23 protein-coding genes are annotated in these 25687 nt (G+C 38.2%); 15 read left to right on the top strand and 8 right to left on the bottom strand.

From position 1 onward, the window contains the following. The first annotated feature begins 84 nt into the window (after positions 1 to 84). The 7 genes from H0U71_06610 (at position 85) to H0U71_06580 (ending at position 7510) form a co-directional block, all read left to right on the top strand. Positions 85 to 465, top strand: a complete 381-nt coding sequence (locus H0U71_06610; GenBank protein MBA2654721.1) for a hypothetical protein — start codon at positions 85 to 87, stop codon at positions 463 to 465. Positions 466 to 547: 82 nt separating this feature from the next. Next, complete coding sequence (locus H0U71_06605) at positions 548 to 1993, top strand: mannose-1-phosphate guanylyltransferase/mannose-6-phosphate isomerase (protein ID MBA2654720.1); 1446 nt, start codon at positions 548 to 550, stop codon at positions 1991 to 1993. A 197-nt stretch (positions 1994 to 2190) separates the two neighbouring features. Beyond that, positions 2191 to 3753, top strand: a complete 1563-nt coding sequence (locus H0U71_06600) for a glycosyltransferase (GenBank protein ID MBA2654719.1) — start codon at positions 2191 to 2193, stop codon at positions 3751 to 3753. A gap of 3 nt (positions 3754 to 3756) precedes the next feature. Continuing rightward, positions 3757 to 5055, top strand: coding sequence for an aminotransferase class I/II-fold pyridoxal phosphate-dependent enzyme (locus H0U71_06595; protein MBA2654718.1), 1299 nt, complete (start codon positions 3757 to 3759; stop codon positions 5053 to 5055). Between the two features lie 8 nt (positions 5056 to 5063). Then, positions 5064 to 5645: a GNAT family N-acetyltransferase gene (locus tag H0U71_06590; protein ID MBA2654717.1), complete on the top strand. Its 582-nt coding sequence runs from the start codon at positions 5064 to 5066 to the stop codon at positions 5643 to 5645. A 5-nt stretch (positions 5646 to 5650) separates the two neighbouring features. After that, positions 5651 to 6427 (top strand): SDR family NAD(P)-dependent oxidoreductase, encoded by a 777-nt coding sequence (locus H0U71_06585; protein MBA2654716.1) that lies wholly within the window; start codon positions 5651 to 5653, stop codon positions 6425 to 6427. Positions 6428 to 6439: 12 nt separating this feature from the next. Further along, positions 6440 to 7510: an LptF/LptG family permease gene (locus H0U71_06580; GenBank protein MBA2654715.1), complete on the top strand. Its 1071-nt coding sequence runs from the start codon at positions 6440 to 6442 to the stop codon at positions 7508 to 7510. 37 nt (positions 7511 to 7547) lie between these two features. On the opposite strand, the gene H0U71_06575 is transcribed toward H0U71_06580, so the two are convergent. Next, positions 7548 to 8042, bottom strand: a complete 495-nt coding sequence (locus H0U71_06575) for a hypothetical protein (protein MBA2654714.1) — start codon at positions 8040 to 8042, stop codon at positions 7548 to 7550. Between the two features lie 229 nt (positions 8043 to 8271). Between H0U71_06575 and H0U71_06570 the strand changes: the two genes are divergently transcribed. Both H0U71_06570 and H0U71_06565 read left to right on the top strand, forming a co-directional pair. After that, a complete protein-coding gene (locus tag H0U71_06570; protein ID MBA2654713.1) occupies positions 8272 to 8793 on the top strand; it encodes a thioredoxin domain-containing protein in 522 nt (173 codons plus the stop codon). 198 nt (positions 8794 to 8991) lie between these two features. Continuing rightward, the gene (locus H0U71_06565; protein MBA2654712.1) at positions 8992 to 10002 is read left to right on the top strand and encodes a hypothetical protein; all 1011 of its coding nucleotides are present in this window, start codon (positions 8992 to 8994) and stop codon (positions 10000 to 10002) included. Positions 10003 to 10006: 4 nt separating this feature from the next. Here H0U71_06565 and H0U71_06560 read toward each other — a convergent pair whose 3' ends face one another. Genes H0U71_06560 through gmd form a run of 7 tightly spaced genes read right to left on the bottom strand, consistent with a single transcriptional unit; the run spans position 10007 to position 17716 of the window. Further along, positions 10007 to 11212 (bottom strand): glycosyltransferase, encoded by a 1206-nt coding sequence (locus tag H0U71_06560; GenBank protein ID MBA2654711.1) that lies wholly within the window; start codon positions 11210 to 11212, stop codon positions 10007 to 10009. After that, positions 11209 to 12255 carry a glycosyltransferase family 4 protein gene (locus H0U71_06555; protein MBA2654710.1) on the bottom strand — a complete coding sequence of 349 codons (1047 nt, stop codon included), beginning with the start codon at positions 12253 to 12255 and terminating at the stop codon, positions 11209 to 11211. The genes H0U71_06560 and H0U71_06555 overlap by 4 nt, the downstream gene beginning before the upstream one ends. Further along, entirely contained in the window at positions 12252 to 13361 is a 1110-nt protein-coding gene (locus H0U71_06550) for a glycosyltransferase (GenBank protein MBA2654709.1), read from the bottom strand. Before H0U71_06550 ends, H0U71_06555 begins: the two co-directional genes overlap by 4 nt. 10 nt (positions 13362 to 13371) lie before the next feature. Continuing rightward, positions 13372 to 14604: a methyltransferase domain-containing protein gene (locus tag H0U71_06545; protein MBA2654708.1), complete on the bottom strand. Its 1233-nt coding sequence runs from the start codon at positions 14602 to 14604 to the stop codon at positions 13372 to 13374. Continuing rightward, complete coding sequence (locus H0U71_06540; GenBank protein ID MBA2654707.1) at positions 14597 to 15838, bottom strand: ABC transporter ATP-binding protein; 1242 nt, start codon at positions 15836 to 15838, stop codon at positions 14597 to 14599. Before H0U71_06540 ends, H0U71_06545 begins: the two co-directional genes overlap by 8 nt. After that, positions 15838 to 16638: an ABC transporter permease gene (locus H0U71_06535; GenBank protein MBA2654706.1), complete on the bottom strand. Its 801-nt coding sequence runs from the start codon at positions 16636 to 16638 to the stop codon at positions 15838 to 15840. The genes H0U71_06540 and H0U71_06535 overlap by 1 nt, the downstream gene beginning before the upstream one ends. Positions 16639 to 16666: 28 nt before the next feature. After that, positions 16667 to 17716, bottom strand: a complete 1050-nt coding sequence (gene gmd, locus H0U71_06530) for a GDP-mannose 4,6-dehydratase (GenBank protein MBA2654705.1) — start codon at positions 17714 to 17716, stop codon at positions 16667 to 16669. Between the two features lie 94 nt (positions 17717 to 17810). Between gmd and H0U71_06525 the strand changes: the two genes are divergently transcribed. From H0U71_06525 to H0U71_06500, 6 genes are all read left to right on the top strand, one after another. Beyond that, positions 17811 to 18983, top strand: a complete 1173-nt coding sequence (locus tag H0U71_06525; protein MBA2654704.1) for a glycosyltransferase family 4 protein — start codon at positions 17811 to 17813, stop codon at positions 18981 to 18983. A 111-nt stretch (positions 18984 to 19094) separates the two neighbouring features. Next, positions 19095 to 19646: a hypothetical protein gene (locus H0U71_06520; protein ID MBA2654703.1), complete on the top strand. Its 552-nt coding sequence runs from the start codon at positions 19095 to 19097 to the stop codon at positions 19644 to 19646. Between the two features lie 342 nt (positions 19647 to 19988). Continuing rightward, entirely contained in the window at positions 19989 to 20189 is a 201-nt protein-coding gene (locus H0U71_06515; GenBank protein ID MBA2654702.1) for a hypothetical protein, read from the top strand. 97 nt (positions 20190 to 20286) lie between these two features. Continuing rightward, positions 20287 to 22359, top strand: coding sequence for a cyclic nucleotide-binding domain-containing protein (locus tag H0U71_06510; protein MBA2654701.1), 2073 nt, complete (start codon positions 20287 to 20289; stop codon positions 22357 to 22359). A gap of 35 nt (positions 22360 to 22394) precedes the next feature. Beyond that, positions 22395 to 22856: a cyclic nucleotide-binding domain-containing protein gene (locus H0U71_06505; GenBank protein MBA2654700.1), complete on the top strand. Its 462-nt coding sequence runs from the start codon at positions 22395 to 22397 to the stop codon at positions 22854 to 22856. Positions 22857 to 22858: 2 nt separating this feature from the next. Further along, a complete protein-coding gene (locus H0U71_06500; protein ID MBA2654699.1) occupies positions 22859 to 25609 on the top strand; it encodes a HEAT repeat domain-containing protein in 2751 nt (916 codons plus the stop codon). The last annotated feature ends 78 nt before the right edge of the window (positions 25610 to 25687 follow it).

Genomic DNA, 25687 nt, shown 5'->3' with positions numbered 1-25687 from the left:
AACTGCGCCTTAAGGCTAGCATCAATTTAAGTCTGCAAACTTGTACTATTATTTAACTAAGCAAGAAGCGTAAGGTAGAGAATTATGGGAACAAAACTCATCATTACCGTCGGTCTTATTTCCATCTTAATTAGCGTGACCACTTGGGCCTTAGATCTCACAGGGCTTGTGGAAGAATGTATTTATTGTAGAAGTGAAAGAACAATTATTGGCATCTTAGGCATCATTATTCTTATGCCCCACGTTAAATTTTTTAAACTCTACGTGGGAGCGGTGTTTGGCTTTTTGGGAGCCAATATTGCTTCAGATCAAATATTTCTTAATATCAAAAATAATCACTTTGCCCTGATGTTTGTTTTGGCGAGTTGCGCATTATTTATCCTCATCGCTCAAGTATGGTTCTTACATTATGTGGAGGTTCGTAGTGCAAAAGAATTAGAGAAAAAGGAGTCCTCTAATCAATAATCCTTTTGTATAAAAAAATATTTTTGTTACACTTCCCCATGTTTTGGGTTTGCCCATGACTGTTTTATTAGGGATGATAAATATGGATACTATAACACCCGTTGTGCTTGCGGGCGGGACAGGAAGTCGACTATGGCCGCTTTCTCGTTCTTCGTCACCCAAGCAACTTTTGAATATTGTGGGAGATCATACACTTCTGCAAGAAACTCTACTGCGTTGCAACAAAATTTCAGCCTTGCCGCCAATTATTATCTATAACAAAGAATATCATTTTCAGGTCACAGAACAGACAAAGCACATTGGCATTAACTCTGCAAAATTCATTATCGAACCTGTTGCCAGGAATACTGCCCCAGCGATTGCATTCTGCGCTCTTGAAGCGAGAAAGAAGGATGAAAATGCACTACTTTTTGTTATGCCCGCCGATCATTATCTTAGTTTTGAAAATGAGAATGACTTTATAGAGAAGGTGCGTACGGCTGAATCTTTAGCCAACGATAACTACTTGGTTACTTTTGGCATCGTGCCTAAAGCGCCGGAAACAGGTTATGGCTATATTCGGTTGCGCGAGGGGCTATTAGACCAGAAAGCATTCAAGGTAGCAGAGTTCATTGAAAAGCCTGAAAAGAAATTAGCTGAGCTCTATTATAAAGAAAAAAATTGTTTGTGGAACTCAGGTATGTTTTTGTTCAGTGCTAGTGCTTATCTGGCTGAGCTGCAAGAACATTCGCCTGAAATTTTTGCTATCTGCTCAAAAAGTTACGAAAAACAAAACGAAAAGTCGGGAGTGATTTATATTCATCCAAGCTTTTCTGCGTGCCCCTCTTTATCCATAGACTATGCGGTTATGGAGAAAACGCAATCAGCCGTCGTCATTCCCGTGGATGCTATTTGGTCAGATATAGGGTCATGGTCATCCATCTATGATCTAAAGACCAAAAATGAGGATGGCAATGTCATTGAGGGCGATGTAATAACGGAGGGGACGAAGGGTTGTTATATTAAGAGTTCCCACCGGCTTGTAGCTGCAGTAGGTGTGGAAGACTGTATTATTGTAGAAACACGAGACTCTATTTTAATAGCTCGCAAAGATCAGAGCCAAGAAATCAAAAAAATTGTAGAGCGCCTCACTATTAATAATAGAGTCGAGGCTTCATCACACTATAATGTCTATCGTCCTTGGGGCGCATATGAATTGCTGATTGACCTCCCTAACTACAAGGTAAAACGGCTGATAGTAAAGGAGGGTTGCAGTTTGTCGCTACAGCGTCATAAATATCGTTCAGAACATTGGGTTGTAGTAAGCGGAACTGCCACTATCATTAATGGAGATGAGCACCTCGTGCTTTATTCTTCGCAATCGACCTATATTCCTCAGGGAGCCAAGCATAGGCTTTCCAACTTTTCTAATACCCTTTTAGAAATCATAGAAGTACAGATTGGAGAATATCTGGGCGAGGATGATATCGAACGTTTTGACGACTTGTATGGCCGTAATGAAGAAATTATGAAGGATATTTTGGAGTAACCGAAGCGACAGTAAATCTCGGGAATTTTCCCTGTCGCCACAAAAATTTCTTGGTTGTCATTTTTTTTCAATCCAGTATTATACTCAGCTTCACTTAAGGATTCATAAGAGGTATCTATTCGCACCTAAAGTGGACGTCCGCTTCTTGGGGCGAGTAGATACCATAAGAGAATAAAGGACAGGGAGCCATGGAGTTGATGATTCAATTTGTAAACCAAAGTATCTATCTTCTCTTTGGAATATGTTTCATCATAATTGTACTGAGCTTGATTAACCGAGTGTATATTCTTTGGTTATATAATAAAGCTTCTGCTATTAAAGAACCTGTTCCGAAAGCCCGCTATATAGATTTCCCTAAAGTCACCGTACAATTGCCAATTTTCAACGAAATGGCCGTAGTGCAGCGATTAATTAATAACATCTGCAAGCTCGATTATCCGTCCGACAAACTTGAAATTCAGGTATTAGATGATTCAACGGATGAAACCAAAGAAATTGCCCAGGCGCTATGTGATCAAAAAAGAGCTTTAGGTTTTAATATTTGCCATATTCATCGTGAAAATCGTGAGGGCTATAAAGCCGGTGCTCTGCAAAACGGCTTACAAATTGCGAATGGCGAATTCATTGCAATCTTCGATTCTGACTTTTTGCCAGAACCCGATTTTTTGAAAAAGACAATTCATTACTTCACAGAGGATAACATTGGCTGGGTTCAAACCAGATGGGCGCATCTCAATGAAAATTTTTCACTGCTTACTCAATGCATTGCGCTAGTTTGTGACTCGTTGTTTAGAGTCGAAAATTCTTCACGCAGTAAGCTCAACCACTGGGGGATATTTAACGGCACTGCAGGCGTCATTCGTCGCAGTATGATCGAGCAAGCTGGCGGATGGAATTGGGATACGATTACTGAAGATAGTGACCTTAGTTATCGCGCTTTAACAATGGGCTGGAGTTATGTCACCCTTGCCGATACTACCTGTCCTTGTGAATTACCTCCCACTGTGTCTTCATTTATCGAGCAACAAATTCGATGGGCGAAAGGGAATATCCAGGTTGTAAAAAAACTATCGGGCAAAATATTGGCGACTGGGGCTAAGATTAGCAATAAATACGATTATATTTCGCATTTAACCAGTTATTTTTTCTGTCCTGCAATTAGCATTTTTTCATTATTAATTATGCCGCATTTGCTGTTGAATTCACCAGCTTCATTGGAAAAAGTCAGTGCTGCTACATTTGTTTGGGGTGTGGTGCAAGGTTTAATCACCATGTCGTTTGGCGCTATCATTTTGTTTACATTTTTTAAGTTAGGTCAAAGAGGGCAAAATAAAACGAATAAATATATTTTATTCCGCACGCTGATTTTTATGTTTATGTCGATTGGCTTGGCTCCTTTTATTAGTGTGGCTATATTCGAAGGATTTTTTAAGAAGGACAGAGAGTTTGTTCGCACGCCGAAATATGATCTTACCGACGACAGCAAGCTGGCGATAAAAAAAGTGATCTCCTCCAAAAGGGTTCGGAGGACCGCTCGCGTATCAGTGCTGATGGGCATATATGTGCTAACAAGTGTTTTTATTTGTTTGTTTCATAATTGCAATGCCACTTTACTATTCTTGCCCGCGCTAATAATATTTGGCACGTCTTACTTTTATTTTGGATTTCTCTTGGCGTTTCCAGGACAACGCATCATAAAGAATATTTATGAATACAGATTTCCAACTAAGGACAAATTAGAATCATCGCTATTGGTGTAAAAAATGATAACAAAAGATAAGTCACCACAAAGTGATGCGCTTGAAATTGAAGAATTAACTGACGGTATTGAGACGGTCGATTGTTCAAATATTCCTGAGAGCCATTATCAATTCAACAAATATTCTGAATATATTCAAACTACCCTGCAAAAAAAATTGTTCGCTCAAGCAAATATTGAAATTCCTTATTTTCGTTCCTTAGATGGGGTCGCTACCAGTTTTGTTAAATTTTCAGGTAAGGAATGTATCAATTTTGCTTCTTACAACTATCTTAATTTAAGTGGTCACCCATTAGTAAATGAAGCTGCAAAAAATGCGATCGATCAATATGGCACCTCTGTTGCAGCAAGCCGCATTGTTTCGGGTCAAATCCCGCTACACAAACAATTAGAAACTAGTCTGGCAACAATGTTAGACACGGAAGCTGCATTAGTTTTTGTAAGTGGTCATGCCACCAACGTTACAACTATTGGTTATTTGTTTGGTCCGAATGATTTAATTATCTATGATTCGCTTAGTCATAATAGTATCGTTCAAGGAACATTGTTATCAGGAGCAAAACGTTTACATTTTCCTCATAACGATTATACCTACTTGGAGAATATTCTCTCGCGTAATCGACTTAAATATGAACGCGTATTGATTGTTACTGAAAGTCTTTTTAGTATGGATGGGGATATTGCGCCTCTCAAAGAGTTGATCAGAATTAAAAATAAGTACAAATCATTTTTAATGATTGACGAAGCACACTCAATTGGCGTGTTAGGTGAGAAAGGGCGGGGGATAAGCGAATTTTTTAATATAGCGGCAAGTGAAGTTGATATTTGGATGGGAACATTAAGCAAGACTCTTGCAGGATGTGGCGGTTATATTGCTGGCTCTCAAGCGCTCATTGAACAATTAAAATATTATGCGCCAGGTTTTATATTTTCAGTAGGACTTTCACCAACGCTTACTGCTGCAAGTTTAAAAGCACTTGAAATAATGATGGCAGAGCCCGAGCGGGTGGCAAGCCTGCAACAAAATAGCCAGTTATTTCTCCAATTATGTCAGGATAAAGGTCTGAATACGGGGGATTGCGCGGGTTTCGGTATTGTGCCGATTATTGTAGGTAATAGCATTTCTGTTATTAAGATTGCTAATGCACTTTATGAAAAAGGTATTCAAGCGCAACCGATTATCTATCCTGCCGTCACCAAATCCCTCGCTAGAATTCGTTTTTTTATTAACTGCGCTCACAGTGATGAGCAGATCAGCTATACCGTTGATACCCTTTCAAAAATTATTAATACATTATCCTAGAGGAAATTATGACTATAAGTTATCGCATGGGAGAACCTGATGATGCTTATTCTATCGCTGAACTTTTACATGTAGCTTCGTGTGGCCTTAGCGATTTTTTGTTGAATAATATTTTACCCAATTGCGATATTATTGATTTAATTGCTTTAGGTGTCACTGATAAAACCGCATCCATTTCTTTTTCTAAGACAGTGGTTGCGGAAATAGATAAAAAAATAGTGGGCATAGCCAATTTTTATCCCTCTGTTGAGCATAAGATTGCAGATATTATGAGAACTTTTATTCCAGAGGAGAGGATTAATCATATAGCAGATCTTTTTTGTGACCTTTTGCCCAATAGCATGTATATTCACGCCCTGGCCGTTAAACCCGAAGTGATGAAGCATAATATTGGTTATCGTTTGCTTTGCAAAGTTCAGGCGTTTTCTAAATTAGAAGGCTTTGATACGATTAATGCCCATGTGTCGCGTCAGAATAAAGTCTTTACTTCTCTTACCCACGCCGGTTTTAGCGTCCACAAAAAAATATATCTGGCCCCCCATCTCTTACTGCCCACTGAGATGATGTTATTGTTCCAAAGTCTGAAGTAATAATCATGAAGCGCGCCCTCCCTAACACAATAATGATTACAGGCGCGAGTGGCGGGATTGGCTCAGCACTTGCAGAAGCTTACGCTGCCCCCGATAAAATATTAATGCTGACCGGACGCAATGCCCAACGTTTAGACGCAATTGTAAATCTGTGCCAACAAAAAGGTGCAAGAGTTTATGCTCAAGCATTTGATATAACAGACAATGGATTGCTCGCAAAGTGGTTAACTCAGATGATGGCTGTTAACCCAATCGACTTGGTCATTGCAAATGCAGGGCTGTCTTCAACCCTCAACCAACAAGGCCAGTTGGAGTCTTTGCATATAACTAATGAAATCTCTAATGTTAATATCAATTCTGTTATAAACACTGTGCATCCTCTCATCGAACATATGCTCAAAGCTAAAAATGGTCAAGTAGCCATTATGAGTTCATTAGCTGCCTTGAGAGGGCTGCCTCACTCGCCTGCTTATTGTGCCAGTAAAGCGGCTATAAAAACCTATGGCGAATCACTCCGAGCGTTGTTTAAACAAGATGGCATATATGTTTCTGTTATTTGTCCCGGTTTTGTCAAATCTGCGATGAGTGATAAATTGGTGGGACCCAAACCTTTCCTTATCACAGCAACAAAAGCGGCTGAAATAATTAAAAATAAATTAGAAAAACGTCGACCCGAAATAATTTTTCCTTCACTACTTAATGTAGGTATAAAAATTTTAAATATTTTACCCAACCATTTTGCAGATAAATTATTAATGAAAATTAAAACCTATGCACAATAAATTTAGTTTCTCATGATTTTGTATAAATATTTTCTTAAAAATTTAATTACGTATCTTTTTTTTATTCTCTGTGTGTTTACAGTTATTTTTTTGTCGGTTAGTTATTTCCATTTTGTCGGAGAGGCAGCCTTAGCGAAAATCAATCCCAATGATATTGCAAAAATCATGGTGACAGAGATACCGGTCCTGCTACAACCTATTTTACCACTGGGCTTTTTTTTGACGATATTATTGGTGCTGCGAAAAATGTATGCCACTAATGAGATTTTAACAATGTATGCCTCAGGGATGAGTGCGATAAAATTATTTTTGCCTATCATCACTTTGTGTGTGATTTTAGTATTTTTTTCTTCCTATATAGAACTCTATATTTTCCCCATTGCTAATACCAAACGTATTCATCTGTTCGAGGACTCTATTCATAAAGTTGCTTTTGATAAAGTGTTTCCTAAACAATTTAACGAGTTAGCGCCTGATCGCATCATGTATATCGATAAGAAAATAACGCAACCTAAAAAGTTGGAAGGCATATTTTTTAGTTATCTTATGCCGGATAAACAAAACGCATTGTCTTATGATGTTATCGTTGCAAAATCGTTGGAGGAACAAGTGTTGCCGGATAAAAGCAAATTTCTTGTTTTTACAGATGGCGTGCGCTATACGGCAAAGCTTAGTAATCTTCAATCATTAATGATCAAATTTAACAAGTTTGGCGTGCGCCTTTCTACGCCAAGTTATAAGCTAGAAGATTGGCCGGGGTGTATGAAAACCCTGGAGTTATATTTTTTGTCAAAAGTAAATCGTTTTGCAGCAGCTGAATTGCATTGGCGTTTTTCAATCCCTCTCTCCATTATCAATCTTACATTTTTTGCCTTAGCTCTGAATAAGGGGCGAATTCAAAGCTATCAAAAACCTATCAGTACGTTTTACCCTCTATTGATTTATCTTATTTATGTAAATGTACTTTTAGGCGGTGTTAGCTTGATCAAAACGGGGCTGCTGAATAAAAATGTTGGCTTATGGGCAGTGCATGGTGCCATGTTTCTATTTGGCATCATATCGATGCGCTACAGACCGGAATGAATGGTTAGGCTGGGTCAACTGCTTAGCTTCGCAAATCCTAGAATCGGATAAAAAACCCTCCAGACAATGTAACACCCGTTAACATGAGTTCAACCCCAACCTTTTTGTAATTGATACTGTAGATAAATTGCAGGCAAGGCAGTATGGCGCATTTGCCAGCAATTGCTGATAGCCTCTCATCATAACCGTAGAGTAACCCCAATCGATATCCGAAATGGCTCATCACACATTGGCTAAGGGGGATATCAAGCCAGTAGCGCTGACAGCCTACGGCATAACAACGATCTTGAAAACAATTGAGCAGGGTTCCGGCAAAAAATCCCCCATAGGTGATGCTTAATAAGTCATTACGATACAACCCTTCACTTATATTGTAGAGATGGCACGACCACATCCCTACATTTATACCATTGGGCGCGGGGGTTCCCTCTATTTGTCTTAATATATCAGCTGGATGGCTAAAGGTCGCTTCACTTGCTAACAATAAACCAAGGAGGGTGAATGAATTAATTTTACGTCGCAATCCCTTCAAATCTTTATCCATGACGGGGTAGGGAGAATTAATCTAAATGTACTATATTTTATTCGTATCGAGATTATGGGGAAAGAAATATATCGCAAGGAATGATTATTAATGGCTAATCTACTCCAATCCATCATTGCCTCACTGATTTTTCCCTCCAGGTTACCCTTGACCAGGCCTATTCTTGAAGGAGCTTCTAGTCAAGTCTGTAATTAACGCATTTTTATACTGAAGGATTGTGAAAATGTTAAAGGTTCCAGTCTCTGAAAAAGACCATTTTCAAGGAAGCTTCGAAGCACCTATTACTTTAGTTGAATACGGCGATTATGAATGCCCTTATTGTGCCAAAGCGAACTTCATTGTTACCCAAGTCTTAGAACATTTTGGTGAGGGTATTTGTTATGTTTTCAGACATTTTCCGTTAACTCAAATACGCCCCCAGGCAGAACTTGCGGCAGAGACTGCTGAATTTGCGGCTAGTCATGAGTATTTTTGGGAAATGCATAACCTCCTCTTTAAAAACCAAAATCGTTTAAGTCCGGAGGTCATGTTTGAACTGGTGGCCACTTTAGAACTCCCAGGGTCTAAATACGAAGGGGATATGCGAAATAACGTCTATTTACCCCGAATTAAAGAAATGTTCATGGGAGGTGTCCGGAGCGGTGTCAACAGTACCCCCACGTTTTTTATTAACGGGGCTCGATATAATGAATCCTATGACTATGAAGAATTGGTAAAGGCCCTCGAAAAATCCTCGTAGAAGGATAGGCGGGGCTTTTGCTGATTCGTTAATGACGGAACTTTCTTCATTCATTGCAACAATACCCTTGACTTTAATTACCGCGCCTTATAGCGAGTTCTTACTCAATGTTTTTTGTTCAAAGCTGTTGTGCCTACTCTTGATCCGTGATTAAATCGGCGAAATTTTACAAGTAATTCACCGCAGAAGAGTGTAGCAATGAATAATAATAAAAGAGTTCGAACTCTTAGTGGGCTGTTTTTTTTACTATTTTTCTTCTTTGCTTCCAATGCTCATGCTTTCTCTTTCAAATCGTTATTTACCTTCAAGAAAGATCGATCGATTAAGTTACACGTCTTAAATCATGCCAATGGGCAAAAACAACCCGCCCATGTAAAGGTAGGCGTCTATATGTTGCATGTGGGCAGATACGATTTGCAGAGTGCGAGTATTAGAATGGATTTTTACCTCATTTTCAGATGTAAACCCGTTTGTGATAAGCTAAATTTCGAAATTATGAACGCCACCAGTTCAACAGTGAAATTAGCAGTAAAACAAAAAGACTACTTGGTTTACCGGGTGCAGGCGGAATTAAATAAGTGCAATAACTTGCGTAATTATCCATTCGATCATCATGATCTGGACGTGATAATTGAGAACAGGCAGCAGACTAGCGATCAAATGATTTTTGAGGTCGACCCTGGAATCACAGCACTTGATAATGATTTAGACGTCGTCGGCTTTAAGCTGTTACCTAATTGGACAGCAAAAGTGACCAATCACTATTACAAGGTTTTTCAACAAACATTCTCCAGTTATAAATTTAGTATGTATATTGAACGACCCTGGTTAGCAGGAATTTTAAAAGGCATATTACCCGCCCTGATCATTATTGGTTGTAGTTTTCTTGCTCTTTTTATGCGGATAGATCATGTCTCGCAGAGATTAGGTATTGCGACTTCTACTCTAATTGCTTCCGAGGTTTTTCATTTAAATCTCACATCCTCTATACCCCCTCTGGGATACGTCACTTTTGCTGATATGTTTATGTTCATAAACTATATTTGTCTGCTTTTAATCTTGATAGAAGTCATCTTGACAATGTATTTTGTGGAAAGTGAACATAAAGCGAAAGCAGAACGGCTTAATTGGAATTGTGCCTGGATAATTCCTTTACTCTGGTTCATTATGCAAACGATTAATTGGTTTATGTTTGTTAATTTAGGGTAGCGAATTAGTCACTAGCAGAGGTTTTAGTATTATCTGAAAAAACGGCTAAATACTTATTAGCAACTTGATCAGGATGGCAATTTTCAAGTACATAATTTCGAGCATTATCGCCCATGATCTGTCGGTTTAACTTGTTGTTACCCAGCATAGTGAGGGTACTAAACAGAACCTCGGTTTCTGACGCATCATAAGAAATCTTTGCCACGGCTGCATCGGGTAATTCTGCAAACCATCCATAGTTGGTAACGACACAAGACTTACCTAAGAACATTGCTTGAATGACTATAGAAGATGTTTCGCCCATACTTGGATAGCGTAGATTAATCACAATATCGCAGAGATCCATTAAATCAAAAAAATCTTCATTGGATGATTGATAGCCTGTAAAAATAACATGCTCATGCAAATGATAATGATTTATTTTGGCTTGTAATTCTTGAGTTAAACCTGTGCCAACAATTAAGAACTTAAAATTAAGGCAGGATTTAATTATTTCTAAGACAGTCAACACCGTGTCTAATCTTTTAGTGGGTCCTATAAATCCAAAAGAGCCAATAATGAGTTCATTATTTAGGTTAAACTTTTTGCGATATTTGCCATGTCGCTGGAGATTCGATTGACATCGCAGCGCATCTCGATATATCAAAAGGGGAATAACATATATTTTGTTTTTATAGCCCTGAGCAATAACTAAATTTTTAGTAGTCTCACTATGAACAATAATTGCTTGCGCATTATTAAGCACTGTTTTAAGTAGAGGATAACGTTCGGGGTATGGATAGGTTACTAAATTATCGTTATGGCATTGAGTCCTAATCTCATCAAGCTCACGAACTCTGGAAAAGCCATAATTAATACTGAAATCTCTGATTACCTCATAATTATCTTGAGCCGCAATTAAATAGTAGATTACTGCATCATGTAAGACAACAACGCCGGGATATTGGCAAAGTGTTTGATAAATAGGAAGATGAAAGGGCGCGTTATTTCCTATGTGGTAAACGATGAGATCGTACTGATTCAATGTGGCAATAGGGCTTTTATCTACCGCATAATTATAAACTTTCCTACCTAAAAAATTATTTGAAGTTAAATGTGTATCGAAAAGGGTTATGTTTACCTTATCTATCAAGGCATGGAGTATGTTTTCAGTGTATAACGCAATGCCAGTTTCTTTGGGGGGCAGGGGAGAAAACATAGCGATCTTCATGATAATAATTTCTCTATTGTATAATCCCAGGATATATTTTTTTCTTTTAAGGATTCGTAGCCTTGCTTGCCGTAGTCGCAGGCTAATTGCTTATCGGCTAATAATTGGTTGAGGACTTCAGCGATAGCAGGTGCACATGGGTCCACGATAAACCCATTTTGTTTGTCGATAACAAATTCTAATGGACCGCCCGAATCATGATGGGTGATGACAGGCTTGGATGATAAAAATGCTTCAATCGTGACATAACCATAGTCTTCATCATAAATGCCGTTATACACAGCAAGACAGCGGGAATAGAGGTCTATTTTTTCATCTTCCGTCACAAAATCTCTGAGTATAATTTTATCATTTAAATTAAGTTCATCGATTAGTTTTTTGATATAAAGACCATAGGCATTTTGATTACAGCCAATTAAGATTAATTTTAATTTGTGGGGTACCCATTGCATTGCTTTAACAACGAGCTCTTGCCTTTTTATATTAGAGAAACGACTGGGATAAATGACAAAGTTTTCATATTGTTCACATTTAAATCGATCTGCATTCATAGGCGGAGGGTAGAGAACTTCGTTCGTAGGTAGATTATTATTGGTTTTTAATTTGTTCGCGATATGTCCCGAAATAGTATAGATATTGCGGTGCTCAGGTAGAAGTTCACTATCCAAACATTTGATTTTTTTTGCCACCTTCCTACCAATTTTAGTTAAATTTAGATCGCCATAAGGCGTATTATATAAATCATAGGCTTGTCTATGTTGGTGTAACAGCCACAAATTTTTATGTTGATGTTGACAGTAGTAGGCAGGAAATTTGAGACAAATTATCTGATCAATTTTTTCTCCATTAACCTCTGATAAATCCATCAACCTGGCAATTTTAATATGATCAAGTATTGCTTCCGGGGGGTACCATTTAAACGGAATAGTAACAATTTCAGCATTAATGTTACGTTCTTGCATTGCTTGCTTGCACGCCTCGGCCAGAAGTTCGGCGCCTCCCCTTATAAAGGGAACTTGAACTGTAACAATCGCTACCTTCATATGTATTCCTTAAGAACAGGGTAAATTGCCTTAACAAACTTTCTTTCAATATGATGATTAAGAAATTGATTGGAAACGTTGTTAATACCACACTGTGTAAGCGTTCTATAATATTTGCTATTGCCTAACACTTCATTAATAAGTGTTGCATAGAAAATATAGTGATCGTTTATTGGCAATGGCCACACTGGTAAGTCACCCATAATTTCAGATAAGGCGCCATTTTTTGTGGTAATAACGGGAAGCCCACAACTTTGTGCTCGAAGGATGGCTAAGTTAAATGATTCACCCTCGCTCATGCAGAGAAATAAATCCGCTAGTTCATAAAAGTCGTCTAAATCATTTGATGAGACATTGGTAACAAACTTTACATTATTTTCTATCTTGAGATTATGGGCAGTTCGAGTTATTTCAGCAAAATAGCCGTGTAATTCAGGGTCAAGCGGACCGACAAGAAGTAATTCTATCTCTTCATCAAATCGTTTGGTAAATTCGTGTATTATATTAATTAAGTTTTTATGGCCACTCTGAGGCGAGAAATCTCCTGCAAAGAGGATTCTTTTAATCTGACCCTGTTGCAACATTTTTCGCGACTTCACTTGAATTTTATTAAATAGTGGCACGACACAAACCTTGCTATCGCACAATTTTTGCTTTAATAACTCTTGCTTGGTAAATTCAGAATTGGTAAGCCATAGATTAACCGGTAAAGAACGCGCCATGGCATGAATTTGTTCGACATTTTGTTCCGCCTGATTTTCCAGAACATAGGAATACGATTCAAAAAAGTAGGCGGGGATGTGCCCATGATATTTAACTATAATAGAGCCTGTGAAATGATTGAGTATATTGTGGCCATGTGACCAAGAGTCGTGGTGATGATAAATCAATATATCATAGTCATTAAAAGACATATTTTTTGTTAATTGAGTTTGATAGATATCGCTTATTTCTGAGTCAATTTTTTCTCCTGCGATGACAACATGAAATCTCATGAGGGACAACAGTTTATACATACCGAGAATATCTTGTCCGATAGTGCTTAGGATTGTAATTTCACGATGACAAATGATAATTTTGGGTAAGGAACAATTTTTCTTTTTCATGGCAGTAGTTCTAATTTTTATATCCAATAATGGCATAATCTTGTGGGCCAAAAAAAAGTTCATTGAATTTTTCGGTCAAGGCACTTGCATCTTGTATTGGATTAGGCAAGGAATTTAATTCTTTAACCATTATATTTGTGAATCCCTTTTGATCAAGGATGAACTTCATCAATTCAGGAGGTAACGGTTTTTTATGGGTCGGATCGTAGTGAAATGAGTTGCTGCTGACAATTACATTATGCGGATTGGGTGTCTCTAAAATAACCATGCCGCCAGATTTTAACGTGCGATATATCTCATCCAATAGGCTCATCAAAGTAATAAACGGAAGATGCTCTATGATATGAAAGCCAGTGACAGAGCCAAAAACCTGGTTTTTTTGTTTCTTTAGGTATGTCATGGCGTCATCTTTTGTTACGTCCAAACCACGTTGATCACATTGTTCGATCATGGCTGGATTACTATCTATGCCTAATGCCTTGATCTTGTTTTCTTTCAATAGCTCAAGCCATTCACCTCGGCCACAGCCCAGATCTAATACGGGTGAATTATTGTTCTTGGTTAAGGCTTCTTGCACAATCGGAATATACACTTGGATACGTTCTTTGATTATTTCAGGTGGACCTCTAAAAACATCTTCAAAATTAGAATAGAATTGATCCCAATTTGGTATTTTCAGGTGCAGATTAGTTCCTGTTTCTTCATATAGTTTATGAATATCTTTATCTTGGGACTTTATCTTATGATCAATCTTGCTTAATTTGGCTTGTACTGCTAATAACTCGGTTAAGGTTTGTTGCAATAATATTTCAAGTCTCTCTGTTTTTGAGATCTTTTCGAAAGAAATTCGGGGTAAGAACTTGGTCAGTTGAATCGCCCTATTAAGTAAGTTTTCTTTTATCCAATCGAAAAAGGATGAGGCAGATAAGCCTTTTATTTTGACATTATTTTTTTTACCTTCAGAAGAAAGTTGCACTTGTTTAATAATGGCTACTTTGGATTTGCCCTCTTTAAGCTGGTTAAGGTAGTAATCTAATCCTTCTTCATCAGGACCTCTTTTCAATAGAGCTCGATAAGCATTAATAATGAATTCTGTGCCGTCGTACTTCGTGAGTTCCCTTGCAAGTAAATGTTTACTCGCAAAAGCACTTTTCTTTCTAGTTTCTTTAAATGACGTATCTAAGCTATTTTTTGCAGATAATTCGTTCATTATTTGTTTTATTTTAAATTCGTAATTATCCATGCTCACTTCCTTCATGCATCAATTGTTTGCTGTATACCTCCACAGGCAAAAACGAAACACCAACAAAATAGTGACTATCTTTGGGAATAATTTGAAAAATTAATGAATTATCCCACCAATCATGATTATCTTCGATATGGTTTTGCATTGAGTGACTAGCCACAGTAATGGAGTAGTCGCCATATCCTAAATTAAATTGCACTTTGAATTCAACTTCAATTAGGCCGGGCGTTGTAAGCGTATGATTCAAATAAAATGTGTTGGTGCCGAAAATGTCGTTGCCTAAGCGGTCTCGAATAACCATGCCGAAGGTGGCATTTTTAATGTCCGACTTATAGGCAATTTGGCATCTAATCAGGCCAGTTTCACCTACTTTAAATGCACGTGACGAGTCCCCTTGCGAATTAAATAATTCGACCTTTTCGATAGTGGCCTTACGGTTGCCGCTTCGAGTCATAGATTTTTTTTGATTTGATTCGAGGCGCTTGATTTCTTGATCTTTTTCTTTTTGAGCGATGACCGCATTATAATAATTAAAAACATTATCAGGAATATCGTCTAGTGTGAGGTGGCCTTTTTCTAACAGTATCGCGCGATTACAAAGTGTTTTAACAGTGGCTGCATCATGTGAAACGAAGAATAATGTAGTGCCTTTCTTTTTAAATTCGCGAATGCGAGCAATGGACTTATGTTGAAAATATACGTCGCCGACTGAAAGCGCCTCATCCACTATTAGAATATCTGGGCGAATAACTGTGGCCGCACTAAATGCTAAACGAACTTGCATGCCACTTGAATAAGTGCGCAAGGGCAGGTCAAAATAACTGTCTATCTCTGCAAATTCCAGAATATCTGGCATCCATCGCTGAATGGTTTGATTATCAAAACCACGCAACTGCAATGCCATTTGTGCATTTTGTCTGCCCGTTAACTCAGGATTGAAACCCATGCCAAGTTCAAGCAAGGCCGCCACATTGCCTGTTACATCAATCCGTCCTCGAGAAGGGTTAGTGATTCCTGTGATTAATTTGAGTAGCGTACTTTTTCCAGAACCATTCTGACCAATGATTCCTATAGCCTCACCACTTTTCACACTGAAGTTAATATTATTTAATACCCATTTTTCTTGCGGAGTATAATAGCGTCCTCCCGAAAAGGAATTGGCTACGCGGGCCCATCGGTTTGCATATTGTTTATATTTTTTGCTTACGTCTTCTACCGAAATTGAACCTATCATAATTCATCCACTATATCGGAAGAAAGTTTGTGATAAGTAGTAAGCGCTAACATTATTGCAATTATCCCTAGTACTAATTCGGAGCTGATTCCTGCTAAAGGGGGCAACTTACCTTCAAGAATAATCTGCTGATATGCTTGTATCAATGAAACCATAGGGTTGAAAGTAGCTAAAAATTTCTGGGCGACTTCAGGAAGAATCGTGCTGACATATACAATGGGCGTTAGCCAGAACCAAAATTGCAGAATGATGCTGATTGACTTGCCTATGTCTCTAAAAAAAACATGAAAACATCCTAGGAAGATTCCTATTCCGAGCGCTAGCATTTGTTGCATAATCAATAAGGGAATGATTGCTAGGAGCACCCATCCTGGAAAATGATTTATTGCAATCAAGAAAAGAGAAAACACACCTAATGCCATCAGAAAATTCACGGTTTCAGTAAGTAAAATAATGATAGGAAGTGTGAGAATAGGAAAAACTGATTTTTTGAGTAGGTTAGCATTATCCACAAACATGTTGATATTGCGCGTTAAAACCGAAGTGAAATAGTTCCAGGGTAGTAGGCCTGCACAGAGGTAGATGCTATAAGCGAATTTTTCAGGATGATTAATAAGCTTTGCGCCCATCAAATTATTAAAAATTAAGGCATAAACTAGGGTAAGCGAAAGAGGGTTTAATAGAACCCAAACGATGCCAAACAACGAACCATGGCATTGAATTTGTAATTCGCGCTTAACGGAGCCCAAAATAAAATATCGAAAACTAAATAAAGTTTGTAATATATTCCTTCTCATTTTTGTTATATCCGTTTTTTATAAGCGCTTAAATTGCAACGTCCTGCATCGCGTGAACCCGGCTGGAGACTCTGTTAAGATCTGCTGTAATCATTTTATATATTAATTCTTCAAATGTTACTGTGGGTGACCAGCCTAATTTCTCAACGGCTTTTTTGGGTGAACCAATTAAAATATCCACCTCTGCAGGGCGATAAAACTGAGGGTTTACCTTAATTATTATATTATTAGTTAAGGTATCGATACCTTGTTCAATTACGCCTGTCCCTTCCCAAGCAATCTGAAATCCTGCATGTTTGGCAGCTATTTCAATAAATTCTCTGACAGTGTGCGTTTGACCCGTAGCAAGCACAAAGTCATCCGCTTCGTCCTGTTGGAGCATCTGATACATTCCTTCCACATAATCTCCGGCGTAACCCCAGTCGCGTTTAGCATCGAGATTGCCAAGTTCAAGTACAGATTGTTTGTTGGCTTTAATAGCCGCTAAGCCTTGGGTGATTTTACGGGTGACGAATTCAGAGCCGCGTAAGGGCGATTCGTGATTGAATAAAATCCCTGAGCAAGCAAATAGATTATAAGACTCTCTAAAATTAACCGTAATCCAATGTGCATACAGCTTCGCTACGCCATAAGGGCTGCGGGGATGAAAAGGAGTATTTTCATCTTGCGGTATACTTTTTACTTTACCAAACATTTCCGATGTGGACGCTTGATAAAAACGGATTCCTGGGTTGACTATACGGATAGCCTCTAAGATCCGGAGGGTGCCAAGACCATCAATTTCAGCAGTGTAGAGTGGCTGCTCAAATGACAAGCCAACGAAACTTTGAGCTGCGAGATTATATAATTCGCTTGGTTGTACTGTCTCAATTGCTTTTAGTATATTACTAAATTCAAACAAATCGACGGGTATTAAATTTACATCTTGATGTATGCCGAGTTCTTGCAGTCGCCATAAATTTAAGGAGGAGCTTCTTCGATAAGTACCAAAAACGCGATACCCTTTTTTGAGCAGCGATTGGGCTAGATAAGCGCCATCTTGTCCTGTGATGCCCGTTACTAAGGCAGTTTTATCCATAAGACTATCCTTTTTTAGCTTTTTGCAGTATCTTACTTTCGATTTTTCAATTTAATCATAATAAAAGAAAATGTAAACAGATTATGGACAGCCTATGCTAAATGTTTTATTAAACACGGATAGTTTGCTCGATTATCACCGCACAGGAATACCTCTCTATACATGGCACTTATTTCAACAAATGGTTAACAATGAGCAAATCAATTCTCTCTATACATTTACTGGAAATCGATTTGTCAAATACCATCCGCGTCAAGTAATTGATCAAAGAACACACACCGATTTATTTTTTCTATTTCTACAAAAAAAAATTCCTGGTTTGCGCAATCTTATCCATAGACTAGGTGCGAAAACATTCGAAGCCTATGTTAAAAAAAAAATATTTCGCGACGTGATTTACCATGAACCTAATTTTATAGTTAAACCTTATGATGGACACTGTGTCACTACTTTGCACGACCTCACTTGTTTGCGTTTTCCTGAGTTTCAACCGGCAGAAAGAGTGAGTTGGTTTGAAAGAGGTTTGAAAAAAACCTTAGATCAATCCAGTCATATTATTAGCGTTTCCGAATTTACCCGCAATGAAGCTATTCAGTATTTAGGAATTGATCCTCAACGAATAACCACCGTTCATCATGGCGTTTCTGATGAATTTCATCCGCGTGAGGAAAATGAAATTTCTAACATATTGACTAAGTATTGCTTAGGTTATAAGCAATATATTCTGAGTGTCAGTACCCTTGAACCTCGAAAAAATTTACCTAATCTAATTCGTGGATATCTTAATCTGCCTGCTACATTACGCCAGAAATATCCCTTAGTACTGGCGGGAGCGGTGGGCTGGAAAATAAATGACCTCCTTACTACTCTAAAGAACAATGCAGCAAACGATATAAAATTATTAGGGTATGTTCCTCAAGACGATATTCCCGCACTTTTTTCAGGTGCGAAGGCTTTCAGTTACCTCTCAACCTACGAAGGGTTTGGTTTGCCGGTATTAGAGGCATTGGCAAGTGGTGTGCCTGTGTTAACATCGGCTAATAGCGCAATGGCAGAGTTCAGCGCGGGTCAGGCTTTACTCGTTAATCCTCTAGACGTAGATGCCATAAGCGAACAATTTAAGCAGCTGCTACTAGAAGAGTCGCTGTCGAGTCAGGCTGTTATAAAGTCTGAATTCTATAGGGAAAAATTTACCTGGAGCAGATGCATCGCCTCAACCCTCGCCATTTTAAAACAAGCTTCTAATAATGTAACTACTCGCCCCTAGAAGCGGACCTCCTAGCCAACGAATCACTTTGGGTGCGGGTAGATACCTAATAATTAATGATAAAATGCTAGCTATCAGGCTATAATAAGTAATAAATCTAGAGAGGAAATAATGATGGCAGACCAGCCCGAGATGTCCCCAGAAGAGGAAGATATCGATGATGAGCAAGACAAATCACTGAATCCACCGACTAATACGACCCTAGCTCAAACGCCTAAACCCGAATGGACCAAGCACACGAAAAAGCTGAGTATCTCTTTTGAGCGCGTGATTGAGATAGAAGCACTCATGGACGTCGTTAAGAAGTTGGGCATGGAATTTGCAGAGGCGGGGAAGGGTTATAATTTTTGGTCGATGGATAACTACAAAAGTTATCATTATGATCCTACGGAAAATAAAATGCATATTCCTGATACTTCCGCTAAAAGCTTCGAAATAGTCGCAAAAATAATGCTAGGTACAGGAAACTCGAGTTTTGATGTTTCAGCTCTTACAGCGGGAATGAACAAAAAAGATAAAGAGGAAACGCTGTTCAATGCTTATAAAGGCGCTAAGGCTGCTGATCCTAACTTTGAAATAACTGGCTTATCCGACAATTTGAAGCAAGAGTTTGATAAAAGGACGGCTCAACAAACTCCAAGCCTTCAGCCCCACCCTCGTTAATGAAAAGTGATGGGCGATTTTCTGTTTTTTCCGTAAGCATCTGCAAGTAATTTAGGGCTTGGTCCCAGTTGGCTAAACCAAATATCCCACGTTTCAGCTTTCTTGGGGAGGGCGCGGGGCCGATAGCGGCAAACTAAAACCCTCCAGCCATCGTTATTTTCGCGGGTAATCATCCCATCTTTTAAGTTTAATGGGCATATATTAAACCTCTCAACTGTATATATCAGTATAGCTGGGTTACCAGGCCCCAAGCATTTGACTATGTAAGTATTAAAAGAAAAATTCTAAATTTTAGAAAAATACTATACTGATTAAGTAAGTTTAATTAAGGAGGTTATTATTATGGTGGATATCACAAGTATCAAAACACGTCTTAAAGAAAAATCTCGTACAAACCCTGAGTTACAAAGCGAACTCAAAAAAGCTGGTGTTAATGTTTCTGACCTTGATTCCATGTCAAGTGAACAACTTAAATCCATGCTTAGCCCAAAAATATTAGGTTTAGCGGGTCTTTCCTCGTCAGACTTGGATTCTTCTAAGTAGTATCAAAAAGTGGGAAATTAATTTTTCCCACTTATTTTCCTAGCTAGGCGAGTAGACTTGCCGTGCTCTTTTCTACAATCCATAAAAGAGAGCAGAAATGCCTGTGACACGGAACCCTAAAAAAGGACGTTTAGTTTCCCTCCCTACACGAAAGCAACTTGTCCGCAGTCAACCCATTTTTTCGAAGTTAAGAGAGTTAGAGCTAACTGGTTTGGCAGGACTTGCTTTTGAAAAACAATACTCCGCAGGGGAGAGAATAGTTTCCCAAAATGATGTGATCGATGCCATCTATATCATTGTAAAGGGTAGGGTCGAAGTGGTGAGCGAAGTTAATGAGGCGGGCAAAATTACATTGGTTCCTCAAACTGTTTTAAAGGAAGGACAGCCTATAGGATTGAGTGATGCAAGTTTTTTTTCTCCAAGTGGCACTAGAACGACTACACTAACGGCGTTATCAAGTGTTTTAGTCATTGGATGGAAGGTGGAAAGTCTTTACATTTTTCTGCGGAATCATCCTACTGTAAGTGAACTGATGCAGGAATCAGCAAAGTTTCTGCTACGCATGAATTTTGTTAAACAGGTGGGTACCTTTTCTAAGTTACCTTTGGAGCGGCTAGCGCAACTTGCACGTAATATTCAAGAGAAATATGTTGCAGAGGGAAGCGTTTTATTCCAGCAGGGAGAAGAAGGACAGGATTGTTATCTAATCAGTTCGGGCAAGGTGGAAATTGTCGCTGAGAATGAAGATGGCACAGAAAAATTGTTGGCCGTATTAGAGCACCCCGCCATGTTTGGAGAAATTGCGCCCCTCGCTGCTACGCATCGGAATGCAACAGCAAGAATGAAAGAAGCGGGCGAATTATTTATTCTAACAAAGGAACAGTTACAAGAGCTGTTAAGCTATCAAGATAGCGCTGGCGAATCTATTGTAATGTTGATGGTAGAACGTAGCCGTCCCCTGCGGTTACCGTATATTAGTTACTATCATAAAAAAATGGGGGATGGTCGCAGCGTTACCATCCTGAAGAATCCTCAGCAGTGGCGGTATTTTTTGCTTTCTGATATTGGTTGGCTGATTTGGCAACAACTAGACGGACGCCAGACAATTGAAGATATCATTATGATATTACTCACAGAGCATAAAATTTTTGCACCAGATGAGGTTTCAAACACAATTCTCAATCTTGCTAATAGTGGCTTTATCTCCTTACCTGCAATGAATTTAGTTTCTGAACCGACGTCTCCTGTCGATTTAACAAGGTGGCAGCGTTTTAAAGTCCTCGTATTAAAAAAATTTCGCTTTAAATATATTTTCAAAGATATTGATCACCTCCTTTCTACGAGCTATAACGCAGGTGTTAATTTATTATTTAAACCTTTTGGGCAAATCCTTATAGCGTTGATAGTAGTGATGGGTGTGATTGCCTTCGTGTCTGTTGCGCAACATGAAGCTCGTCATATACTGTCGCCACTAATGTTATTTATTTTAATTTTCAGTGTATTTCTAATGAATCTATTGTTAATTCCCTTGCACGAGTTGGGGCACGCTTTTACCACAAAGGCGTTTGGACGAGAGGTGCATCATGCCGGCCTTATCTTCAATCTGATTGGCTTGTTTGCATTTGTAGATACAACGGATATGTGTTTAAGCAGCAAAAAAAATCATATCATTGTGCATTTGGCAGGTGCGTATACAGATATATTCATTGCTGGACTGCTGAGTATTGTTGCATGGTTAGTGGCTATACCGCTGTTCCAAATTTTTTGTTGGACTTTGGCTCTGCTGCTTTATATGAGTGCCCTGAAAAATCTTAATCCGCTCTATCAAGGGGATGGTTATCATGCATTAGCAGATGCGCTGGAAAAGCCAAAACTACATCCTTCTGCCTTCCAATGGCTACGAAAGCTAACCATTAAGAATATAAGTCGTTTAGCTTTTTATAAAGATAGCAAGGACAACATACTGTTTTGGGTAACCAGCATCACGGCGTGGTGTATAAGTATCTTACTTGCGCTCATAGGCCAATATATATTACTCAAATACCTACCAGATACATTATTTGGGATTTCTACCTATGCTTTAAGCTGGATACTTCCTGCTTTAGTTATCATACGCTTTGTCTTACAAATAGTAGTTTCGTTTCGAAAAGTAGGGAGCCGCCTAAAGTGATTATTTATGCTCAACACTAGAATGGGATATGGAAAATGATATTACTAGAAAAAATTATTATGCTGCGTAGTGTAAATATTTTTCAAGAAGTGAGTGATGAGTTAATTGCGGAAATAGCGTCAAAAACGACAGAGTTTCGCGTTAACAAAGGTGACTACATCATTAAAAAAGGTGAAGTTGATGATGTCTTATATATTATTGTTGAGGGAAAGGTAATTATTAAAGAAGACGAAAATATTTTAGCCGAGTTAGGCAGCCAACAAATATTTGGAGAGCTTGCGGTATTATCACCCGAGCCAAGAACCGCTTCCGTAGTGGCTGTAGAAGATTGCTTGCTACTTAAGCTTCATCGTCAAGATTTAGTGGAACACTTGAGTATTAATATAAATCTAGCGATGGGTATTATTCAGCAACTATGTAATCTTATTCGTTTAATGACTAAACAGATTCATGAGTTAACCTCGCATCAGCACCAAATTTCAAAATTAGGTCATTAATAATGCGAAAATTTGCGACCAAGTTAGGCATAAGAAAGGATGAGCATAATATAACAGTCCTCTCTATCGGGTATGCCTCCTTGATTGGTTTTGTGCAAGTTTTGATTAAGACCATACCTATCATTTTATTTTTGTCACATTATAAACCGGCCATTCTTCCTTACGCCTACATTATCAGCTCATTAATACTGATACTCATGGGAGCAGGCTACACGCTATTGGCGCGTCGCATAAGTGTCAACACATTACTCCTATCCTTGGCGGTGATGGTGGGAGGCTTATTTGTGCTTTTTTGGGCATCCGATTTCTTGTCTGATAAAAGAGGAGTGTATTTTGCCCTGCTAATCTGGGCGCAAGCAAGCTTTGCTATTTTAGATTGGCAAATGTGGGCTATTTTAAATCGTTTATTTACCCTCGAACAGTCTAAACGTTTGTTTGGTATTATCGGCATGTGTCAGTCTATGTCAGCAGTGATAGGGAGTTTAGCTATTCCTTTGTTTGTCCTTACACTGGGTGCTAACAACAGTATCCTGGTCATTGGTTTAATTGCATTTACCATTACAATTTTTTTAAGAATAATAATTAAACTGTATGCACAACACTTCTCTCAACCAGAGGCTGTGGATGTGTCAGCTCAGCCAACAGAATCATCAGTTAATATAAAATTTAATTGGCGAGACTCGTACCTAATTAATAATATGTTATTTGTGGCTACGAGCTTGGCGATTTATGTCATCATTGATTTTATGTTTTATACGGAAGGCAGCAGGTTATTTCAAAATGAGATGGCATTTGCAGTTTTTCTTGGAATATTTTTCGCCGTTTTAAACGTATTTGATTTAATTAATAGAGCTTTTGTTTCCAAGTTTTTAATTCGCAAATTAGGAATAAGAGCAGGATTATTAATTAAATCTGTGAGCGTAGGCGCCGTTGCTCTGTTGCTAGTAGCGGCATTCCCCATGAATCGAGAGCAGCATGTTGTTTTTATCTTGTGTGTGATAATGAAAATGTTTGATGAAGGTTTTTCAAATTCAATTGTACGCCAATCGCTACTCACGCTGTATCAACCTTTACCTGCCAATCTACGTAGTAGTTTACAGAAAAAAATTGAGGGATTTATTATTCCATCCGCTATTATATTAGTGAGTATTATACTGCTTATCTTTCAATATTTTTCAGGATTTAGACCTGTCTATTTAGGCATGTTAATTTTATTCATAATAATTTTAACAATTATAATTACCTCTTTTTTGCAAAAGGGTTATGTTTTAAAATTGCGCGACACGCTTATTAAGCGTCGAGTTCCTAGGCAAAGTCATGTTGATAAAAATTATGCAAATCTGGTCCTCGATAAAATAAAAACGGGAACCGAAAGAGAGACCATTTATTGTTTAGGTCTAATGAAAGATATAGACCCTAAACATTTTTCGAGTAGTTTAGTGTTGTGTCTAAAAAGAAGTGAAGAAAATGTTGTTTATACTGCACTCTATTATCTGAATACTTTTAGTAACCCCCTTCTTTTGAAGGAAATTGAAATTATTGCATTGACACACCCTAAGCCTACTATTAAATCATTAGCCTTTCGTGCGATGATTTTTCAATATCCAAAAAATAAAAAAGATTCTTTTATCTTGTCATTCATTAATGAAAAGGATGATTGGCTGGCAGACGAAGCATTAATAGCGGCCCTAAATCATACCAAAAATCAAGAAATTATTGATATTGCTAGCAAGGAGTTAGCTAACCTAATCAGGTCAACTAATCCAAAAAAACGCATTCGTGCAGCCACTATATTGCGACAGGTTACTCCCCAAAAAAAACTGTTACCTCAGCTAAACACCTTGCTGAATGATGCAGATGCGAATGTCAAAAATAGCGCTATTCTAGCGGTAAGTGAATTCCAGGATAAAACGCTTTTTGAGTTACTAATAAACTTACTTGATGATAATTTATTTAGACAAGCAAGCCTTTCATCACTAATTAAAGCAGGCAATAATGCCATAGCTGCATTAACGGACAGCCTTAATGTGGCTCTACTTTTTAAGAACGACTCGAAAATAGCGCAGATCATAAAAATTATCGGCTTCATTAAAGGTCCTGCTGCGCGCAGAAGACTACTCCAAATATTGCGCAAGACTGAAGGCAGAGATATTCACTTAGATATTTTACAGTCGCTTAGAAATAGAAAATATAAGGCAAAAGTAAAAACGGAAATAGCGACAATCAACAAGTTTATTAATTCTGAAGCAAGCCGATTACTTTTTTTTCTTACTTTACGTGAAAAAATTGGTGATAGTACAGAATTTACTTTACTCGCTTCGATTTTTGATAAGCAAATACGCACCATTAAAAATAATATTTTTGCTTTATTAGAATTTATCTATCCCAGTACTACCCTTCAAAAAATAAATTTTTATTTAGATAGTCCAGACACTGATAAATCAAGCTATGCCAAACAATTGTTAGAACACACTGTTTCAGGTCCGCATAAACAGTTAGTTGCATTAATTTGGCGTATCTATTCTAAGGAAGATGATATTCATCCTAGCCATGAAGAGCTGGGCGAGCTATTAAAGGAGCTGCTCTCCTACCCAACACTGCAAGTGACCAGCATGATAAAGTCGGCTGCTATTTATTTAAGTACTATCTTGCGCATTGATGAGATCACTGATTCAATTCCCGCATCCCTTAATGATAGAGACCCCTTAGTGCACGAAACTGCGAAATGGGCACTGAGTATCCCTAAACCATAACCTATTCAGCACAAATCTAGATGCTTTCAGATTGAAAATTGGTGCGGAATAGTTACGCAAAAATCTCCAACTGCAAGA

This window comes from Gammaproteobacteria bacterium (genome assembly GCA_013697705.1).
In the GTDB taxonomy this organism is placed as follows: domain Bacteria; phylum Pseudomonadota; class Gammaproteobacteria; order UBA6002; family UBA6002; genus UBA6002.
This window is presented reverse-complemented; position numbering and strand designations above follow the sequence as displayed.

Excerpts from the sequence above, each read along its gene's own strand:
- H0U71_06600 (MBA2654719.1), top strand. The coding sequence starts at position 2,191 with ATGATTCAATTTGTAAACCAAAGTATCTATCTTCTCTTTGGAATATGT.
- H0U71_06500 (MBA2654699.1), top strand. The coding sequence starts at position 22,859 with ATGCGAAAATTTGCGACCAAGTTAGGCATAAGAAAGGATGAGCATAAT.
- H0U71_06580 (MBA2654715.1), top strand. The coding sequence starts at position 6,440 with ATGATTTTGTATAAATATTTTCTTAAAAATTTAATTACGTATCTTTTT.
- H0U71_06590 (MBA2654717.1), top strand. The coding sequence starts at position 5,064 with ATGACTATAAGTTATCGCATGGGAGAACCTGATGATGCTTATTCTATC.
- H0U71_06550 (MBA2654709.1), bottom strand. The coding sequence starts at position 13,361 with ATGAAAAAGAAAAATTGTTCCTTACCCAAAATTATCATTTGTCATCGT.
- H0U71_06535 (MBA2654706.1), bottom strand. The coding sequence starts at position 16,638 with ATGAGAAGGAATATATTACAAACTTTATTTAGTTTTCGATATTTTATT.
- H0U71_06605 (MBA2654720.1), top strand. The coding sequence starts at position 548 with ATGGATACTATAACACCCGTTGTGCTTGCGGGCGGGACAGGAAGTCGA.
- H0U71_06515 (MBA2654702.1), top strand. The coding sequence starts at position 19,989 with ATGGTGGATATCACAAGTATCAAAACACGTCTTAAAGAAAAATCTCGT.
- H0U71_06565 (MBA2654712.1), top strand. The coding sequence starts at position 8,992 with ATGAATAATAATAAAAGAGTTCGAACTCTTAGTGGGCTGTTTTTTTTA.
- H0U71_06610 (MBA2654721.1), top strand. The coding sequence starts at position 85 with ATGGGAACAAAACTCATCATTACCGTCGGTCTTATTTCCATCTTAATT.
- H0U71_06520 (MBA2654703.1), top strand. The coding sequence starts at position 19,095 with ATGATGGCAGACCAGCCCGAGATGTCCCCAGAAGAGGAAGATATCGAT.
- H0U71_06545 (MBA2654708.1), bottom strand. The coding sequence starts at position 14,604 with ATGGATAATTACGAATTTAAAATAAAACAAATAATGAACGAATTATCT.
- H0U71_06560 (MBA2654711.1), bottom strand. The coding sequence starts at position 11,212 with ATGAAGATCGCTATGTTTTCTCCCCTGCCCCCCAAAGAAACTGGCATT.
- H0U71_06525 (MBA2654704.1), top strand. The coding sequence starts at position 17,811 with ATGCTAAATGTTTTATTAAACACGGATAGTTTGCTCGATTATCACCGC.
- H0U71_06510 (MBA2654701.1), top strand. The coding sequence starts at position 20,287 with ATGCCTGTGACACGGAACCCTAAAAAAGGACGTTTAGTTTCCCTCCCT.
- H0U71_06585 (MBA2654716.1), top strand. The coding sequence starts at position 5,651 with ATGAAGCGCGCCCTCCCTAACACAATAATGATTACAGGCGCGAGTGGC.
- gmd (MBA2654705.1), bottom strand. The coding sequence starts at position 17,716 with ATGGATAAAACTGCCTTAGTAACGGGCATCACAGGACAAGATGGCGCT.
- H0U71_06505 (MBA2654700.1), top strand. The coding sequence starts at position 22,395 with ATGATATTACTAGAAAAAATTATTATGCTGCGTAGTGTAAATATTTTT.
- H0U71_06595 (MBA2654718.1), top strand. The coding sequence starts at position 3,757 with ATGATAACAAAAGATAAGTCACCACAAAGTGATGCGCTTGAAATTGAA.
- H0U71_06555 (MBA2654710.1), bottom strand. The coding sequence starts at position 12,255 with ATGAAGGTAGCGATTGTTACAGTTCAAGTTCCCTTTATAAGGGGAGGC.